Raw genomic sequence first — 16,370 nt, forward strand, 5'->3', positions numbered from 1 at the left:
GGGTAAGTCAAAGAAAGGCGATGTTCTCTTTGATATCCCGGCGGAGTTGGGTACATAGTATCAAGGTGTCTCTCACGTGGTTAATTTTAAGGATAAGAGCATGCCAACAGCAATTGAGAAAGCCTTGGATTTTATTGGTGGTATGAACACATCGGCGTCAGTACCCCATTCAATGGATGAAAGTACCGCTAAGGGAATTTTAAAGTATTTGCATGATTTAGGCGTGCCAGTAAGCCCGGAAGTTGTGGTGGCACGAGGTGAGCAGGAGGGATGGAATCCTGAGTTCACGAAAAAAGTGGCCGGATGGGCAGAAAAAGTCGCCTCCGGTAACCGCATCCTTATCAAAAACCCAGAGTATTTTTCGACCTATATGCAGGAGCAGCTCAAAGAACTCGTGTGAGCTGACTATCGAATAAAACGCTAACGGACGTTTCCATCTAAGGATGGCGGCGTCCAGAAGGGTTGCCAGTGACAGTTTTGGACTGCCGATTCATTTCTTTTCGTCAAATTAATGTCTATATATTTATTGAATAAATATATAGTTCATAACTTACTACGTTGCCATTACCGCGTCATTCTTAGATGATCTACATTTCATAAAACACTTGATTCCATTTCGTCTCTATTAAGAAAAATAAAATGTGAACGCTGTCAATTCTGTAAACGTAAAAGATAAATATTGTATACACGGATGTTTGTTGGCAAACAGGCAGATGGCAATCAGGATCTTTTACGGAACATTGTGTATGAAAAATAATATTGAAGAGACAATAGGTAAGTACTTGCCTATTTTAATGATATTACCTCTGGCGGGTTTGGCAGAGTTAGCTTCTTTATATTCAATCCAGGCTTTATTACCAAAGTTAAGTGAGGTTTATAATATCCCATTGAATCAGGTAGGGATGATTTTATCTGCTGAGGTGGGGTTTCTGGCATTAGCCATGTTATTTAGCGGCACGTTATCTGACCGTTTTGGGCGAAAGCCAATCATTTTTTATTCGTTGCTGGCAGGAGGTATTTTAACTCTATTGTGCGCAACTGCATCATCATGGCCGATGCTGGTGGTATACCGCGCTTTGCTCGGCATTGCAGTAAGTGGTATTACGGCGGCCGTTACAGTCTATATCAGTGAAGAAGTCTCTCCTGCTTTGGCAGGGATTGTTACTGGATATTTTATTTTTGGCAATTCGCTAGGGAGTATGTCTGGTCGTGTGTTTGCAACTTTGATGATGGAGCATGTATCTATAGATACGATTTTCTTTATCTTCGGTGGTGTTCTGATTGCTATGGCACTCGCGGTGAAGTTGTTTCTCCCGACATCCCGACAGTTTGTTCCTACACCTTCACTACAGCTTGGTGCAGTGTTGAAAGGCGGGTTGGAACATTTTAAGAATATCCGCGTATCATTATGTTTTGTCATTGGATTTATTCTTTTCGGCTCTTTTACATCCATCTTTAATTTTCTGGCGTTTTACCTGCATCGACCGCCTTATGAGCTGAGCTACACCTGGATAGGTTTGATTCCAGTTAGCTTCTCATTAACTTTTTTTCTTGCGCCATATGCTGCCCGTGTCGCGTTGAATATTGGGTCGATGAATGCGCTCAGTATGCTGATCATCTGTATGATGGTCGGTGCATTTCTTACGCTAATCGCCCCTTCTCTGTGGGTTTTCATTTCAGGTATCGTTTTACTGTCAGTCGCATTTTTCTCTGCTCATTCCACCGTATTAGCCTGGGTCAGTTCACGGAGTCCAAACGCAAAAGGACAGGCGACATCGTTTTATCTGCTTTGCTACTACTCTGGCGGTGCAGTAATGGGGTATTTAAACGGGTATCTTTTCTCCTGGCAGGGATGGAATGCTATTGCGGCATCATGTCTGATGATGCTGGGGATAGGATTATTTATCTGCCGGTTTATTTTCGCAAAATATGAGAAACAACCGCAAATCAAAAAACAGTCAGTTCAGGAGAGTTTCTGATTATAGACACGAAGTGTGTTTTTATACTTTCCATAATGGAATCATCATTTTTTCATTAATGTGTCACTATAGCTAAAAGCTTAAATTGTGAATATTTGGCTACCCGGATATTCGTTGCTCCAGGAATATATATGTCTGCTAAAACGCTGTATGAAAAATTAGTTGAGTCACATACCATTCGTGAACTTGATAACGAAGGACATGTTTTACTTTATATTGATCGTTCAATACTGAATGAATATACCAGCCCGCAGGCATTTAGCGGGTTAAGAGAACGCGGCCGCACCGTTCGGCACCCCGACACGTTTTTATTGAATATTGACCATGTTAATCCTACGCGGTCGCAACGGGATGACTTAATGACCGATCCGGGAGGACAGCTACAGGTTGATTACTTTCGGGAAAATGCCGCTGACTTTGGCATCACATTATTTGATGTGCTGGATCCGCGTCAGGGGATTGAACACGTGGTTGCTCATGAACAAGGGCTAGTGATGCCTGGCATGGTGATCGCCGCCGGGGATAGTCACACGACAACCTACGGTGCATTTGGCGCGCTGGGCTTTGGTATCGGGACGTCGGAAATTGAACATCTGCTGGCCACGCAGACGCTGGTTTACCGCAAGCTCAAAACCATGCGCGTAAGTGTTCAGGGAGAGCTACCTTTCGCCTGTTCCGCAAAAGATATTGTTCTTGAATTGCTTGAACGTATTGGCGCTGATGGCGCGACGGGATATGCCATTGAATTTGTGGGTGAGGCCATCAGCGCGTTGAGCGTTGAAGGACGAATGACGCTCTGCAACATGGCGGTAGAAGCGGGGGCGCGTGGTGCCATTATTGCGCCGGATAAAAAGGTTTTTGACTATATCTACGGTAAACCGCAAATGCCTGTAGGTGAACTCTGGCAGCAGGCATTGCTGGAATGGTCACAGTTGAGCAGCGATGCTGATGCGGTATTTGATAAGACGGTGGCGATCAACTGCCATGATCTTGAGCCTAAAGTCACCTGGGGAATCAGTCCGGATCAAACAGGTTCCATCACCGGACGTGTTCCTTTCCCGGAACAGGAAACCAATCCGCTTAAGCGCCTGGCGCTTGAGAAGGCCCTTCATTACATGGGATTAACGGCTGGCATGTTGCTGAAAGATATTCGTATCTCTCACGCTTTTATTGGTTCATGCACAAATGGTCGCATTGAGGATTTGCGTGCCGTTGCGAAGGTGCTTGAAGGGCGCAAAATCGCCAGCCATGTTCGCGGGATCATTGTGCCTGGTTCAACAATGGTAAGACGCCAGGCGGAAGAAGAAGGACTGGCGAAAATCTTTATTGCTGCCGGTTTTGAATGGCGGCAGTCGGGTTGCTCAATGTGCCTTGCGATGAATGAAGATGTATTGTCGCCCGGCGATCGCTGTGCATCAGGTACGAACCGTAACTTCCCTGGACGACAGGGCGCTGGAGCAAGAACGCATTTGATGAGCCCGGCGATGGTTGCGGCGGCGGCGGTAGCGGGGCATCTGGTCGATGTTCGGTCATTACTTCAGGCAGGGGAATAAGATGGATACGTTTAAGCAAATCAGCGGGCGAATTGCGCCGATGCTGGAACCGAATATCGACACTGATGTGATTATGCCAAAACAGTTCCTGAAAGGGATCGATCGCCAGGGGCTGGATAAAGGGGTGTTTTTCGATCGTCGCTTTATGGCTGGCGGCCAACCAAATCCTGATTTTATTCTGAACATGCCGGGCTGGCAGAGCGCGACATTCCTGCTGGTTGGCCCCAATTTTGGCTGTGGATCGAGTCGTGAACACGCCGTATGGGGATTAAAACAACTGGGAGTACGGGGGCTGATAGGTAGCACATTTGCAGGCATTTTCGATGATAACTGCCAACGCAACGGGATCCTCACGGTCTCATTAGATGAACCTGCTTTGGCGCGCCTGGCGCAGCTTGCCGCGAGTGCTGATACCAATTCTATCACTGTTTCACTCGATCGCTGCGAAATTACGACGGCAGAGGAAACGATCTCCTTTGTGATCAGTGAACTCAAACGGGCGATGCTGGCCGCAGGCGAAGATGCGATAGCCTGGACATTGCAATACTTGCCGGAGATTGAAAATTTTGAGGTTGCGCATTATTCACGGCGGCCGTGGCTAAAACGCCCTGCATCCCCGCGCGGTTAAGGAAGAAGACTGCAATGAAACTGGTTCAATATCTTGTGAACGGTGGCAAACGCTACGGCATTATGCAGGAAACCGGAATAATTGATCTCTCGCAGCGGCTTGGCGACAAATATCCCACTTTGAAATCTCTCCTGTGCGCTAATGCGCTGACGGATGCGGCGTTATGGTGTGATGAGCCGGCGGATTATTACTACCAGGAAGTCACTTTTCTGCCGGTGATTGACGATCCGCAGAAGATCATCTGTGTCGGAATGAATTATGCCGATAAGCGTATTGAGTTTAATGAAACCAACCCGGCCCCAACCCTTTTTGTCCGCTTTGCGGATTCTCAGACCGGGCATAATGGCCTGCTGCTGAAGCCTGAAAATACCAATGAGTTCGACTACGAAGGTGAATTAGCCGTAGTGATTGGGCGGCGATGCTCCCGGGTCAGCGCTGAGGATGCTTTAGATTATGTCGCCGGATACAGCTGCTATATGGATGGTTCAGTGAGGGACTGGCAGCATAGCTGGTTTACGGCTGGAAAAAACTGGCCTTCGACAGGATCATTCGGTCCGTGTCTGGTGACCACAGACGACATTCCCGATCCCCAGATGCTACGTTTACTGACACGACTAAACGGGCGGGAGGTGCAGAACGAATCTACGGCAAATATGATCCATCCTATCGCTTCACTCATTGCTTATATAAGCACATTTACTCTGCTTTCCCCTGGCGACACGATCCTCACAGGGTCGCCTGGTGGAGTGGGCAAAAAACGCGTTCCACCGCTGTTTTTACACGATGGTGATGTTATTGAAGTTGAGATTGAACATATTGGAACCCTGCGCAATGTCGTCCGGGATAGCCGTTATTTAACATCCTCTGTTAGCTGGCATGACGGGAGAAAGTGATGAGTACACTGATTGAATGCGGCGCCTCTCCGTTTATTCCGGGGTTTGCGCTCAAGGATGTTCGTCTGGAAAATGGTCTGACGGTAAGAGTGGCTATCGGAGGCAGCGGTTCACCTTTGGTACTGCTACATGGGCATCCGCAGAATCATACAACATGGCGGAAAGTCGCACCGACATTGGCGCAAAATCATACAGTCATTTTGCCGGATTTGCGTGGCTATGGCGACAGCGATAAACCAACGAGCGATCCGGCGCACCGTACCTATTCAAAGCGCACCATGGCGCAGGATATCGTCATGTTAATGGATGCGCTCGGCTTTTCCCGTTTTGCCTTTGTAGGGCATGATCGTGGCGGACGCGTAGGACACAGGCTCGCGCTGGATTATCCGGATCGTGTGACCTGTTGTACTTTTATCGACATTGCTCCAACCGCGACGATGTACGCCTTGACCGATAAATCCTTTGCTACGCGTTACTTTTGGTGGTTTTTCCTGATTCAACCTTTCCCGTTACCCGAAACGATGATTGCGCACGATCCGGCATTTTTTCTGCGTAAGCATATTTCTGGCCAGCTAAAAATAGAGGGCGCGACCTCGCAGGAAGCATTCAATGAATACCTGCGCTGTTACCAGAACCCTGAGATGATCCACGCGATCTGTGAGGACTACCGGGCTGCTGCGACGATTGATTTGGACGATGATGCCGCAGATACGTCGGCGCGTATCCGGTGTCCGTTACAGTTGCTGTGGGGAGGGCTGGGAACGGTAGGGCAACTATATAATGTGGTTGGTACCTGGAAAGAAAAGGCGCTAAACGTTCAGGGGGAAGCATTGCCTTGCGGACACTCCCCGCAGGAAGAGTGTCCTGAGTACTTTATCCAGAAACTTCAGTCCTTTTTACATTCAGTGTTATAACTCGGTCATCCTTTGCAACTTCGCACTGATGCTATGAAAACGACACCTGTAGGAAAAAAACATCGCCAGCCCCTTGAGGGCTGGCCTTCTGTTGAAGATCTTTTCGTTTTTGTCACCGTTGCTCGCAACGGTGGATTTGCCCGGGCAGCGCTGGAGCTGGGGTTATCTCCCTCCTATATCAGCAAACGTATCGCTATCCTTGAAAAATGTCTCAACGCCCGGCTTTTTTTTCGAAATAACAGAGTGATGCGTCTCACACCGGAAGGCGAAAATGCGCTGGGTGGGGCTATGCAGGTCGTCAGTGAAATGGATGGCTTTGTCAGTCGTTTGGATAATCAACGTGGTGTGTTGGCTGGTAATATCACCATCAACTGCTCATTTGGTTTTGGGCATAAATATGTCGCAGAGGCGCTGTCGTCATTTATGATCGCCTATCCTGATATTACGGTAAAACTCACGCTAACGGATCGTGAAGTGGATCTGGTGGAAGAGGGGATCGATATTGAAATTCGCGTTGGGGATGATATCAACGAATTGTATATCGCACGGCAGTTAGCCACTAATCGACGGATCCTGTGTGCTTCCCCTGAATACCTCGAACGCCACGGCAAGCCAGAGTCTGTTAGTGCGCTTGTGCAGCACGATTGCCTAATGATTCAGGAAAAAAACTCGGCATTTGGCAATTGGATATTAACGGACGGTAAGCAGCAGACACATTGCCGACTAAACGGTTTTCATTCTTCCAACAGCGGCAGTGTGGTGCTTATTTGGGCCCTGAAAGGCCATGGCATTACATTGCGGTCGGAATGGGATGTTGCGCAGTATATTGAACGAGGTGAGCTGGTTCGCGTGTTGCCTCAGTGGTATCAGGAAGCGAATATCTGGGCTGTATATACCCGGCGTTCATCAAGTTCTGATCGTATCAAAATCTGCATCGATTTCCTCACGGAGCATCTTGCACAATGCTTGCCAGGCGGTAAAGCACCGGGCGTACTGTGATCAGTCGGCGCCAACTGTCGTGGCGCCAGATGCTCTGACTTACGTTTACTGTTAGGTGTTCTTTTTGCCAGCACCCAGTAGCTTTTAGGGCGTTGCGTTGGTGGCGCGGTTTTGTTTCCGCTATCGTGGCGAAGTTATCTTTTATCCCACCACGAGGCCCAACCTCCACATAGATACCTCCATTATTACCGGATTTCTCACCTGGTTTTAACGTCATATTTTATCTCCTGATTTTTGGGTGACGATTATCGGAGGTTGAGAATTCTATTGGTATCGGCTGGATGGCATTGTAAGTATCACACACTCACTCCATAACAATCAGATTGATTGAGCGACTACTTTAGCTCAATAGATATGTGTTCATCTTAAGCGTATTATCGCAGGTTGGTAATTAAAATTCTTTAAAAAACAATACCATCCATCAATTCAATATGCTGATTTTTCGAGGTTTTCTCAAATTTAGTTATGCTTATGTAATGCTACCTAACTGACTAAAAGTAATGCTCTTTTCACACAAAAGCCTTAACAGAGGAAACGCAATATTACGTGACTTAATGCCTCTGCTCATTCTCATTAGTTATACCAATGTAATGTTTTCTCACAGCAAAAGAGAAGTAGCTACCTGTGCAGCATTATAGGCGGAAAATCCATTGGGGGTATTACCAAAGATGAAATAGAAAATTAATATTATTAATTAAATGAATATGAAACAGGTATTGTTCCTGTTATCGTTACAACCTTTTCTGTCATAACAATCTTCTCATTTTCTTTCTCGCATACTTGCTGAGCATGGTATAAATGTCTATGAGGACGTCAGCTCGGAAAGCATTCGTTCTGCATGGTATGCCTTTCGCTATTCTCAGGGGCGTGAAATGAAAGTTTTCTTTGATGGAGTCTATATAACTATATGAAATTGATAATAATCCTCCTTCTCGCGCTATTCCCGTTATGTTCATCTGCCAGCAATCATTATGCCCTTGTTTTTGAAAATAACACGATACTGCTTGTTTTAAATCTTAAATGTTCTCCCTGTGATTTAAACTGCGCAAATATTCAATACCAGATTTTCAATAAAGAGACGGAGTCTGTTATTTCAGGGGTTGCTAAGCCTGTGACAACGGGCATCGAAAATAATTTTCGTGGTTATATGATGCGTAATAATAATACGTTCTACACATTAATTGAATCAGATAATGAAAACGTATGGGATATGTCTGTTGAGGAGAAGGGAACTCAACAGAACAAAGATGCCGTGCAAAAAGTAAAATATCAGCTTAATGCTATTTTTGACAATGGTACATGCTGAGTCTGGCTTGCCTCAGGGATACGATCGTATCCCTGAATATTTCCCATCAAAACTCAGGAGTAAAATCATTCTCACTAATATATTTTTCCAGTATGGCGGTATATTGTCGCCAGTTCCCGGAGTCACTGATTACTGCATAATTTATCGATGCTCCCGGCGTTGGCGAGCGTGTTAGCGGCACATCACGTGCTGTTTTCGGCGCAACCATGATATCGCCGATACTTTTTTTGTCATCCGTCGTTAGTGTTAAACTCATATACCACGAGGTGGGGTTAACTATCCGTATAGTATTCTCTTTAGCAATAAAGCGTAATTTTTTCTCCTCCGCTTCCGTGGGCGCTTTTAGCCCAGTCGGGCGAATTAAAATTTTTAGCCTCAAACGAAGCGGTAACACCAGTTTTCGCGGGTGGTTTTTAATGTCCTGGGTGACTGGCGGTATCTGATAAATGTTTAGCCAGAAGAGACTCTCCCGGTCCGTTGCCAGCTGCTGGCGGGAACTCAGGAGCAGGCGAAGCGTTCTCAGTTCTCCTGGCTGCATTTTAAATACCGGCGGCAGCGCCACCAGCGGCGTTTTGCTGTTATCCGGAGAGGCGTCAATGTTTCCGGCGTCGGTCCATACCTGTAACAGCATCGGCGTTGTATTATCGTTGGATAATGTCAACGATTGAGCGACCTCATCTGAAGCAAAAATAATTCGGGTTCTGTCAATATTAACGGCAGCTTGTGCCGGGCCATACCATCCCGTCAACCCAAGTAGCGTTAATATGACTTTACTGAAAACTAACCACTGCCTGTAATTGCGCATTCACGCTTCCTGCCGTTACTGTTTGTCCGCCGATCGCCTCAAGCGAGGCAGTAAAATCACCGCTGTAGGTTTCTACTGAACCGGATGATACCCGTGTGGTTAAATCTTTATAGCCATACCAGCCTCGGGCGTTGCCAGTGCCTGTCTTGATCCGATCGGGTAACAGGTTAATTGGCGTACCGGCATCGTTATAGATGCGGATACCCACTCCGGAAGCTACGCCAGGTTCGCCATAATGGGTGTCCAGTAGCCACGACAGACCGCCTGCGGATGTGGTTAGCCCCAAGCGACGCGCCGCCGCCACGGCGGTGGGTTGATTAACGACAAACCCCATTGCGACATTAGCGGCGCTGGTGGACGGGAGGGCACTGGACACGGCACCGGACTCACATTCCAGGCTGACGTGGAAAGGCGCCTGGCTATTGCCTCCGGCGGCTAATATGCCGACGGCGACAGGGGGAATTTTCACGATCGCAGGATAATCTGTGATTTTACATAACGCGCCGCGAACATAGGTGACGCTATTATATGTACTCCATGCCCCGGGCCAATAGCTGGGCCAGCCATAATAATCGCTGGCATGATCCAGTCCCGCTTTGATCCGCTCGGTAATCAAGCCTGGGCCTTTAAACGCGATATAACCCCGAGGCTGCGTCCAGGTATCTCGGTCCATTGGATTCTGGTAGGCAAAATATTTTCTTGAGTCAATTTTAAACATCTCATATAGCACGTTGCTAAACGCGCTGGCAGGAATATAAATATATTTGTCATCCTGAAACCAACTGTCTGCGGTAAGTTGGCGTTCTTTCCAGAAACGGCTGTAATATTCGCCGGTACTGAGGTTTGTCATACGGACAGCAACATTACGCTCCACATCATAATAGGCGCCTTCTACTTCGGGAGTAAAAAATGCCCCCGCAAAAGCGCTATCGCCATTTGTCGAATACATCTCATAGAGCTTCCCGGCATCGGCAGTATCGCAGCGGTAAAGTACCTGTTTACTGGAATAGGGCGTGCCGGTGGCGGCCGTCAGGAAGTTACCGATCCCACTGGCCAATAGCGTGCCGGAGGGTTGAAATGTTTCACTATTACTGACGCTAATCACCGTTGGCAAACCGATATTACCGGTATTTGTGTCAGTTGCGCCGATCCAGTTTTGCGCCGTGTAGCCCGCTTTTATCGCCGCGTCAGAGAGCGCGCTCTTATCGGTGACTTTGATACATGACGACCATGTTCCGGCGCTGACAAACAGGCTGGTGATAAACAATAGCGTTCGGAAACTAAAAAGCATTGTGCTATTCCTTCTCGCAGATTTTGTTCAGATAGAGAAACGGTTCTTTGGTGTGAAGATCGAGTTGGTAGGCAACCCGGCAACGCTGGTTTGCCCCTGTTCCCCAGCGCACCAGTAGAGAACCCGACGGATGGGCGATACGGGCATAAATCTGCCCACTCTGGCCGACCATGCCGATGTTTGTGCCTTCACCGTTGAAAACATCAGCGCCCATTGGCGGTATGCCGCCATCCGGCATCTTCACGGAGATCAGCACTGCTTTGCCGCTGATAGTGGCGAAATTGACACGCGCGATGGCGCCAGCATACGGCACAATCTGCTGACTTCCTCCCGTCAGTTCGGCATCGCTGCGCATCTTACGGGTATCGAGCGTAACGTTATTGACGCGGTAAGGAGATAACGAAGGCAGAATGGCGTAACCAAAGCGATCAACCACAGCGCCCTGGCCATTTTGTACGATCGCGCCCTGCGCGCCATCGGCATGAATAAGCGCAAAGGTATCGCTGGTATAGGGGCCAGCCGTCAGACCGCCAGGGTGAAGAACCAGGGTGCCGGACGCGCCCAGCCCTTCCTGACGATAGTTATCACCCTGGTCATAGTTGGCGCGAAGTGCGCCAAACCGGGTGTTTTGTTGTAGATTACCGCCAAACGTCGTTGGCGCGCTGCTATCACTATTGCTATTGCGATAACGCTCGTAGCCGCCATAAACCGACCATGACAGGTCGCTGTTTTCACCGCTACTGCCGGTCATGGATACGGTTGAGGAACGACTTTGACTGGACTGGTTATAATTCATGGCGACAGACGTTCTGTTTTCGCCCCAATCCAGCGGTATAGAGACATTAAACGACATTGTGGTTTCGGTATATTTTTGTCGGCTACTCACGTCCAGTGGTTCGTTAACGCCGTGATAAAAGCGATCGTAATCCCAGGTGGTGCGCTGTCGTGCGATATTCACCCCGTAGCTTATATTCCGCCACTGGTTGCTATATCCCATTTGTAGCTGTGTTATACGCGATTGGTTATTGTAGTAGTCTGCGGTGCTGGCGCTGAGGTTAAGCGTGCCAAGCCGTCCTAACGGCTGGCTTACCGTCGCGGACAGGCGATTGCGCTGATGCAGCGTGTCGGAGTAGTAATCAATCCCCGTTTTTGCTTCCCGGCGTACGCCGAGCACGTCCTGAAGATCGCGAAAGCCGTTGGTTGAATAACGATAAGCCGCCAGTACCAGGTTAGTGCCGGTGGTAAACGTTTTGCTGTAACTGAGTTCCGCGCGCCAGCCTTGTTGGCGATCGTTATGCTCTGCGCGCGCATTCGACCAGGTGGCGTTAAGGCCGAACGCGCCCATACCGGTGGCCCAGACGCCGCCCGCCAGCCATGCCTGGTAACGCTGCGCAATTCGTGAACCGAGGTTGAGGGTAATGGTGTTATTAACGCCGTGCTGGAACGTTCCCTCAAAGAAACGATTTTCAATATCGTAGTACTGACGAACCCTGCCGAAGGCCAGCGAATAGTGCCAGTTACCGGGGCGAACCGAATCCGGCACGGAAGAATAAGGCACGGTGAAACGTGAGGTTTTACCGCTGGCCTCGATAACCTCTACCTCCAGATCGCCTTGATAACGGGTGTTGTACAGATCGTCAATATAAAATGGGCCCGGCGGAACGTTGGTTTCATAAATCACTTTCCCCAGTTGTTTTACTACCACGTGCGCGCTACTGGCCGCTACGCCCCGAACTTCCGGCGCATAACCGCGTTTGCCCTGCGGGCGCATCCGCTCGTCGGTGACAAGTTTAGCCCCGTTAAAAGACAGACTGCCGAATAAGCTGGAGTCCGTATAGCTATCGCCCAGCGACAGAATACTGTTAACAGACGCGACAGGTCTTTGCACCCAGGTTCGAACGCTATTATAGCGCCAGGCGCTTCCGCTCTGGTTGCTATTGGCATAGCGCAGATTACTTTGATGACGGACCTGCCAAAGTCCGAGGTTAACGCCCATGTTTAAACCGCTCCATAAGTATTGGTAGCGATAATGGCTGTCGGTATTTTCGGTGTGGGTCCAGTTTGTGTTATGGCGTAAAAACAGCGCCAGCGCGCCGCTATCCCACTCTGAAGGAGAGATATAACCGCGCGGTTTGTGCGTAAGTTCGGTCATTGGAATCGTCAGCAACAGGCGAAGCGTGGCGCTATCAAATTGCCAACCGGCATGAGGCACCCACTCCCTGAGCGGGCGACACTCGGTCGCAGCGTCGGTCGCGGGGAGTGATTTTATCTGTGCCGCTTTCATCACCGATAAGGGCAGGCAGGGTTCAGTCTGTTGACCCTCTTTTACAGCATTAAATCGAATATTAGTGCTCGAGGTTACCAGCGTGCCATTAACGTAAACGTCGGCAAGATAGTCTCCGGAAGGCGTTTGCCGTTCATTAAAACGGGCAATATTTTGTCCGTAAGTGGCCCCCTGAAGTAGCGCAGGATCAAAATAATACTCTTCACCTTGCGCGGAGCCTGAGCAAACTATGGCGATCAATAGCGCAAGGCTTTTGCGGTTCAAATTAATGGTGGGGGACATCGTAGCTCTCGCTTATCCTTGCGCCCAGGTCGTTAACCAAAGTAACGGTGACTGTACCGGAGAAGGATTTGAGTGACCGTTTGCCCGGCAGCCACCAGGTTTGACTGGAGAAAGGGGCAATCATGTCAGCATCCAGGTTATACGAAGCGCCGTTCACTTTTACATTCAGGTTACTTAAAGAGGCAAACCAGGGCTGCGGATTAACAATAACAATACCGCTTTTTCCGGAACCCTTATTTACCGTTTTAATCTGTAGTTTTTTCGCCAGATTATCAGGTTTACCTAGCCCGTCAGGACGATAGAAAAGTTTTATTCTTGAGCGCAGCATCACCAACATTTTATTTTGCCCGCTGTCGCTGCCAATATTCGTTGGTGGTACCTGTAATACGTTAAACCAGAATACTGACTCACGATCCTGCGGCAATTTTTTCGTGTTGTTATAAATTACGCGTACAACCTGGCCTGCTTTGGGTTGAATACGAAATACCGGCGGCGTGGCAATCAATGGCATCGCGCTGCTATTTTCCGGGCTGGTATTCATATCGCCATCGTCAAACCAGGTTTGTACGATATAAGGTATTGCATCATTATTTTTTAACTGCACATCTACGGAGGAGGCTGTTGATGGGTAAATTATTCGGCTACCCAAAATAGTAACGCTCGCCCACGATGCTGTGGCGGGTAGGGCCAGGAATAGAAAAACTATTAAGTAATATAATGCGGAATGTCGGGTATCCATTTTCATCTCAACAACTCCCTAGCGATTGAAAATGGTCTGGCGTTTCAACGCCAGACCGTAGCGACAATTATTTATACGAAACGGCGTATTGAAGGGTGGCAGCGACTGTCCCAGCCTCTGCTTTCCCGGTAGAGTAATACCGCGCGGTATAAGTCGCGCTCGCTTCAGAAGCATTTGGTTCCAGCTGTAGGTCGCCGTCGCCAGTAAAGCCGCCGGTCAGATTGATTGGCTCCCCTGAAGTGTCGAGTAATTGGACTTCAACATTTTTCGCGCTGCCAGTATTACCCAGGTTACCGTTACTGGTGACCTGATTACCGACAAAGACAGTGGAAATTTTTGTTGTTTTGTCCTGAGAGCCGGTACACCCGGACAGCCCAATATCAAACGTTATTGGCCCCGCGGTTTTCCCTTGTTCTGATAAATCTTTAGTACTTACTGTTGGTAATAACACGACGGGTTTAGCCTGATTACCATTAATAACGACAGAGCATGTTTCATCAGAGACTTCCCCTTGAAAGGTGATGGTGTTATCAGAAACAGCCATCGCGCTGCTGGAGACAAGAAGTGAGCCTGTGATCATTGCTAAATATTTTTTCATAGACATATGATAATGTTCCTGTATTAATCTTTACTTTTTCAGGACGAGTGCAATTCGCCCGAATGTTTCGTGCTTATGGAGGAGTGGTAAAAATAACGATCATTAACTCTATTTTTGGATGTGAGCTATACCCTCCTGACTATTGATAATGCGATATAAAACAAACAGACTTATTTCTCTTATCATGAAATAGAGCGATAAGCGCTTTCGTCCATACATCTCATTAGTACAACTGATAGTGTTATCATTTGATTGAGTGTAATCCGATAACAATTCTCTCCGCATCTGAATAGATAGACTATGTTGCAATACAAACCTGCACATTTTTGCTATGTAAAATCCGTATCAGTTAAACCTCCCGATGGATAATACGATGGTGAGATTAAGGTAAATTTTCTGAAATGTGCTTCTGAAACAGTATAATTAGTCTTACTTTTTTCTTACTTTTGGCCTTTCAGAAGTTTCCTGAGTTTGCGTTAAGGTAAAGAAAAGTGTTCAGATTTACCTATAACTGTTTGATTTGTAATGTGTAGGTAATACTTGTGTCAATTATTGTTTACTATAAGTGAGACTTATAAGTTAAACTCAGGTTAATTAGGGGGCTGAATTCTTTTTTGAGCATGATAATATGTCGTCTGAATGATGGATGCAGTTACCTTTAGGATTGTCATGAATGAAACTATATTTTTACTTGATAAGCGTGTTGTATTTGATAGTACGAAGATGACCTTATCGCATGGTAATGAGATAATCAGAATATCAGAAGCTGAGACCCATCTGCTTCTTGCTTTTTGGCATGGTCTTTACAAAAAAGAAGATATTATTCATTTTGTTTGGGAAAATCGTGGAGGCTGCGTCTCAGAATCAAGTTACTATAAACTCATTAATCAAATGAGAAATGATTTTAGTAGCATTGGTCTACAGTCATCTGACATCGTAACTCGCCCTCGGGTGGGGGTATCGCTGTCTGTTGCCATTGAACCTATAAAAAAAATCACCTCCCTAAAGGTGAGTGATGAAAACGTTAAAGGCACCACGACTCGGGAGAACATATTTTACAAAAATAAACGTCACAGCGTATTTGTGGTATTAACAGGAGCCATTCTTCTGGCATTGCTCTATGGTGTATTTACTATATATAAAGCGCCTGTTCGTAACAGCCCTGATAGTTTTTTTACATATCTTGGCGAATATAACGATTATGCAATCTATAAAACAAAAGAGGATAAGGTCACATTAAGTGAAGTAGTTTTTGCTTTTAACTCTCTAAAAATTAAAATTTACCGGCAAAATGGACGCCATCTTTATTATATCAGGGAGCCTAATATGAATATTTTTCTGCAATGCTTAAATCCTGTTGAAATGGCGGTGCCAAAATGTATTACAGTAAAAGAACGTTACTGATTATATTTGTAATATTTATCGCCATTGTCGCAATCGGATCGATAATAGCGCTTGAGTGGGTAAATCGTGACTCTTATAGAACCAATAATCTTATATGCACGACAAAATCAGAAGCGTATATTGCGCCACGAAAATTGTACATGGATGGTGGACTTGTGCTGGATCTTAAATCCGGCAGGATTACCCTACACTACGATGTTACTACCGATACGAAAGAGAAACGGCTTTTTTTCGTGATATCTGCATCAGCAAACTGCGCAGAACGGGTATGAAAACATTTACTTTTAAAGTCAATTCAGTTAAGACTTTTGAGTCTGATACTGCTGGCGATTTGTTTTCCTGGTTGAGACTGTTACAGCCTGGTACGATTAATGAGTTAAAGATGGTCAAAATTGGGAAAAATACCTACATGTTTTCGCTTAATCGACATTTGTATAATGTGTGTACCACCAGTAGTAACGTTGAGTTGTAGCCAATAATCCCTGTATTGATGGGAATTCGTTCCGTGATTTATGCCTCATCAGGCAGCGAACCTGGTATCAGGCTAACATATTGAATTTAGATATCTGCTATCGCTTATTCTAACGATAGTATCCTGCACCTGTTGGGTATTGATATTTTCTTGTCTATTTTCGGCACAGGGAGTGCCATCTTGCTATCATTAAGAACGTATAACCTATCTCTCAATATTGCTT

At 46.9% G+C, this 16,370-nt stretch carries 16 protein-coding genes and 15 other annotated features; of the genes, 10 read left to right on the plus strand and 6 right to left on the minus strand.

Annotated features, from left to right (window positions below; all coding sequences use genetic code 11):
* The first annotated feature begins 62 nt into the window (after positions 1 to 62).
* Positions 63 to 68, plus strand: a ribosome-binding site (putative RBS for STM0327; RegulonDB:STMS1H000684).
* The 7 genes from STM0327 to STM0333 all read left to right on the plus strand — a co-directional run bounded on the left by STM0327 (position 63) and on the right by STM0333 (position 6,966).
* Positions 63 to 400 (plus strand): putative cytoplasmic protein gene (locus tag STM0327; protein NP_459322.1). Within the gene, positions 77 to 400 belong to an annotated coding region; the region does not span the whole gene. (Overlaps the previous feature by 6 nt.)
* A 333-nt stretch (positions 401 to 733) precedes the next feature.
* Positions 734 to 739, plus strand: a ribosome-binding site (putative RBS for STM0328; RegulonDB:STMS1H000685).
* The gene (locus STM0328; RefSeq protein ID NP_459323.3) for a putative permease occupies positions 734 to 1,979 on the plus strand. Within the gene, positions 741 to 1,979 belong to an annotated coding region; the region does not span the whole gene. (Overlaps the previous feature by 6 nt.)
* Before the next feature lie 123 nt (positions 1,980 to 2,102).
* Positions 2,103 to 2,108, plus strand: a ribosome-binding site (putative RBS for STM0329; RegulonDB:STMS1H000686).
* The gene (locus STM0329; protein ID NP_459324.1) for a putative 3-isopropylmalate isomerase occupies positions 2,103 to 3,532 on the plus strand. Within the gene, positions 2,111 to 3,532 belong to an annotated coding region; the region does not span the whole gene. (Overlaps the previous feature by 6 nt.)
* Positions 3,527 to 3,532, plus strand: a ribosome-binding site (putative RBS for STM0330; RegulonDB:STMS1H000687). (Overlaps the previous gene by 6 nt.)
* The gene (locus tag STM0330) for a putative 3-isopropylmalate isomerase (dehydratase), subunit with LeuC (protein NP_459325.1) occupies positions 3,527 to 4,160 on the plus strand. Within the gene, positions 3,534 to 4,160 belong to an annotated coding region; the region does not span the whole gene. Before STM0329 ends, STM0330 begins: the two co-directional genes overlap by 6 nt.
* Before the next feature lie 7 nt (positions 4,161 to 4,167).
* Positions 4,168 to 4,173 (plus strand) — a ribosome-binding site (putative RBS for STM0331; RegulonDB:STMS1H000688).
* Positions 4,168 to 5,053 (plus strand): putative fumarylacetoacetate (FAA) hydrolase gene (locus STM0331; RefSeq protein NP_459326.1). Within the gene, positions 4,175 to 5,053 belong to an annotated coding region; the region does not span the whole gene. It overlaps the preceding feature by 6 nt.
* Positions 5,049 to 5,054 (plus strand) — a ribosome-binding site (putative RBS for STM0332; RegulonDB:STMS1H000689). (Overlaps the previous gene by 5 nt.)
* Positions 5,049 to 5,967 (plus strand): putative hydrolase or acyltransferase gene (locus STM0332; protein NP_459327.1). Within the gene, positions 5,053 to 5,967 belong to an annotated coding region; the region does not span the whole gene. Its footprint overlaps the feature before it by 6 nt. The genes STM0331 and STM0332 overlap by 5 nt, the downstream gene beginning before the upstream one ends.
* A gap of 25 nt (positions 5,968 to 5,992) precedes the next feature.
* Positions 5,993 to 5,998 (plus strand) — a ribosome-binding site (putative RBS for STM0333; RegulonDB:STMS1H000690).
* Positions 5,993 to 6,966, plus strand: a protein-coding gene (locus tag STM0333) for a putative LysR family transcriptional regulator (protein NP_459328.1). Within the gene, positions 6,001 to 6,966 belong to an annotated coding region; the region does not span the whole gene. It overlaps the preceding feature by 6 nt.
* Here the strand turns inward: STM0333 and STM0334 are convergent.
* The gene (locus STM0334) for a putative cytoplasmic protein (protein NP_459329.1) occupies positions 6,911 to 7,191 on the minus strand. Within the gene, positions 6,911 to 7,183 belong to an annotated coding region; the region does not span the whole gene. The two genes, STM0333 and STM0334, sit on opposite strands and share 56 nt — an antisense overlap.
* Positions 7,186 to 7,191, minus strand: a ribosome-binding site (putative RBS for STM0334; RegulonDB:STMS1H000691). (Overlaps the previous gene by 6 nt.)
* Before the next feature lie 676 nt (positions 7,192 to 7,867).
* Positions 7,868 to 7,873: a ribosome-binding site (putative RBS for STM0335; RegulonDB:STMS1H000692), on the plus strand.
* Between STM0334 and STM0335 the strand changes: the two genes are divergently transcribed.
* The gene (locus STM0335; RefSeq protein NP_459330.1) for a putative outer membrane protein occupies positions 7,868 to 8,272 on the plus strand. Within the gene, positions 7,874 to 8,272 belong to an annotated coding region; the region does not span the whole gene. (Overlaps the previous feature by 6 nt.)
* Positions 8,273 to 8,318: 46 nt before the next feature.
* Here the strand turns inward: STM0335 and stbE are convergent.
* The 5 genes from stbE to stbA all read right to left on the minus strand — a co-directional run bounded on the left by stbE (position 8,319) and on the right by stbA (position 14,285).
* Positions 8,319 to 9,085, minus strand: a protein-coding gene (gene stbE, locus STM0336) for a putative fimbriae; chaparone (RefSeq protein NP_459331.1). Within the gene, positions 8,319 to 9,077 belong to an annotated coding region; the region does not span the whole gene.
* The gene (stbD, locus tag STM0337; protein ID NP_459332.1) for a putative fimbriae; usher occupies positions 9,043 to 10,375 on the minus strand. Within the gene, positions 9,043 to 10,368 belong to an annotated coding region; the region does not span the whole gene. Before stbD ends, stbE begins: the two co-directional genes overlap by 43 nt.
* Positions 9,080 to 9,085 (minus strand) — a ribosome-binding site (putative RBS for stbE; RegulonDB:STMS1H000693). It overlaps the preceding gene by 6 nt.
* Positions 10,370 to 10,375 (minus strand) — a ribosome-binding site (putative RBS for stbD; RegulonDB:STMS1H000694). It lies within the gene stbD.
* Positions 10,373 to 12,940 (minus strand): putative fimbriae; usher gene (gene stbC, locus STM0338; protein NP_459333.1). Within the gene, positions 10,373 to 12,934 belong to an annotated coding region; the region does not span the whole gene. The genes stbD and stbC overlap by 3 nt, the downstream gene beginning before the upstream one ends.
* Positions 12,918 to 13,694, minus strand: a protein-coding gene (stbB, locus tag STM0339) for a putative fimbriae; chaparone (RefSeq protein ID NP_459334.1). Within the gene, positions 12,918 to 13,679 belong to an annotated coding region; the region does not span the whole gene. Before stbB ends, stbC begins: the two co-directional genes overlap by 23 nt.
* Positions 12,935 to 12,940: a ribosome-binding site (putative RBS for stbC; RegulonDB:STMS1H000695), on the minus strand. (Overlaps the previous gene by 6 nt.)
* Positions 13,689 to 13,694 (minus strand) — a ribosome-binding site (putative RBS for stbB; RegulonDB:STMS1H000696). It lies within the gene stbB.
* Positions 13,695 to 13,740: 46 nt before the next feature.
* The gene (gene stbA / locus STM0340; protein ID NP_459335.1) for a putative fimbriae; major subunit occupies positions 13,741 to 14,285 on the minus strand. Within the gene, positions 13,741 to 14,277 belong to an annotated coding region; the region does not span the whole gene.
* Positions 14,280 to 14,285, minus strand: a ribosome-binding site (putative RBS for stbA; RegulonDB:STMS1H000697). Its footprint overlaps the gene before it by 6 nt.
* Positions 14,286 to 14,910: 625 nt before the next feature.
* On the opposite strand from stbA, the gene STM0341 reads away from it, so the two are divergent.
* Together STM0341 and STM0342 are read left to right on the plus strand one after the other, a co-directional pair.
* Positions 14,911 to 15,675: a putative inner membrane protein gene (locus STM0341; RefSeq protein ID NP_459336.1), complete on the plus strand. Its 765-nt coding sequence runs from the start codon at positions 14,911 to 14,913 to the stop codon at positions 15,673 to 15,675.
* Positions 15,643 to 15,648: a ribosome-binding site (putative RBS for STM0342; RegulonDB:STMS1H000698), on the plus strand. Its footprint overlaps the gene before it by 6 nt.
* The gene (locus STM0342) for a putative periplasmic protein (RefSeq protein ID NP_459337.1) occupies positions 15,643 to 15,947 on the plus strand. Within the gene, positions 15,648 to 15,947 belong to an annotated coding region; the region does not span the whole gene. The genes STM0341 and STM0342 overlap by 33 nt, the downstream gene beginning before the upstream one ends.
* The last annotated feature ends 423 nt before the right edge of the window (positions 15,948 to 16,370 follow it).

The sequence above is a fragment of the Salmonella enterica subsp. enterica serovar Typhimurium str. LT2 genome, assembly GCF_000006945.2.
Taxonomy (GTDB): Bacteria; Pseudomonadota; Gammaproteobacteria; order Enterobacterales; family Enterobacteriaceae; genus Salmonella; species Salmonella enterica.

Excerpts from the sequence above, each read along its gene's own strand:
- STM0329 (NP_459324.1), top strand. The coding sequence starts at position 2,111 with ATGTCTGCTAAAACGCTGTATGAAAAATTAGTTGAGTCACATACCATT.
- STM0330 (NP_459325.1), top strand. The coding sequence starts at position 3,534 with ATGGATACGTTTAAGCAAATCAGCGGGCGAATTGCGCCGATGCTGGAA.
- STM0331 (NP_459326.1), top strand. The coding sequence starts at position 4,175 with ATGAAACTGGTTCAATATCTTGTGAACGGTGGCAAACGCTACGGCATT.
- STM0332 (NP_459327.1), top strand. The coding sequence starts at position 5,053 with ATGAGTACACTGATTGAATGCGGCGCCTCTCCGTTTATTCCGGGGTTT.
- STM0333 (NP_459328.1), top strand. The coding sequence starts at position 6,001 with ATGAAAACGACACCTGTAGGAAAAAAACATCGCCAGCCCCTTGAGGGC.
- STM0334 (NP_459329.1), bottom strand. The coding sequence starts at position 7,183 with ATGACGTTAAAACCAGGTGAGAAATCCGGTAATAATGGAGGTATCTAT.
- STM0335 (NP_459330.1), top strand. The coding sequence starts at position 7,874 with ATGAAATTGATAATAATCCTCCTTCTCGCGCTATTCCCGTTATGTTCA.
- stbE (NP_459331.1), bottom strand. The coding sequence starts at position 9,077 with ATGCGCAATTACAGGCAGTGGTTAGTTTTCAGTAAAGTCATATTAACG.
- stbD (NP_459332.1), bottom strand. The coding sequence starts at position 10,368 with ATGCTTTTTAGTTTCCGAACGCTATTGTTTATCACCAGCCTGTTTGTC.
- stbC (NP_459333.1), bottom strand. The coding sequence starts at position 12,934 with ATGTCCCCCACCATTAATTTGAACCGCAAAAGCCTTGCGCTATTGATC.
- stbB (NP_459334.1), bottom strand. The coding sequence starts at position 13,679 with ATGAAAATGGATACCCGACATTCCGCATTATATTACTTAATAGTTTTT.
- stbA (NP_459335.1), bottom strand. The coding sequence starts at position 14,277 with ATGTCTATGAAAAAATATTTAGCAATGATCACAGGCTCACTTCTTGTC.
- STM0341 (NP_459336.1), top strand. The coding sequence starts at position 14,911 with ATGATGGATGCAGTTACCTTTAGGATTGTCATGAATGAAACTATATTT.
- STM0342 (NP_459337.1), top strand. The coding sequence starts at position 15,648 with ATGTATTACAGTAAAAGAACGTTACTGATTATATTTGTAATATTTATC.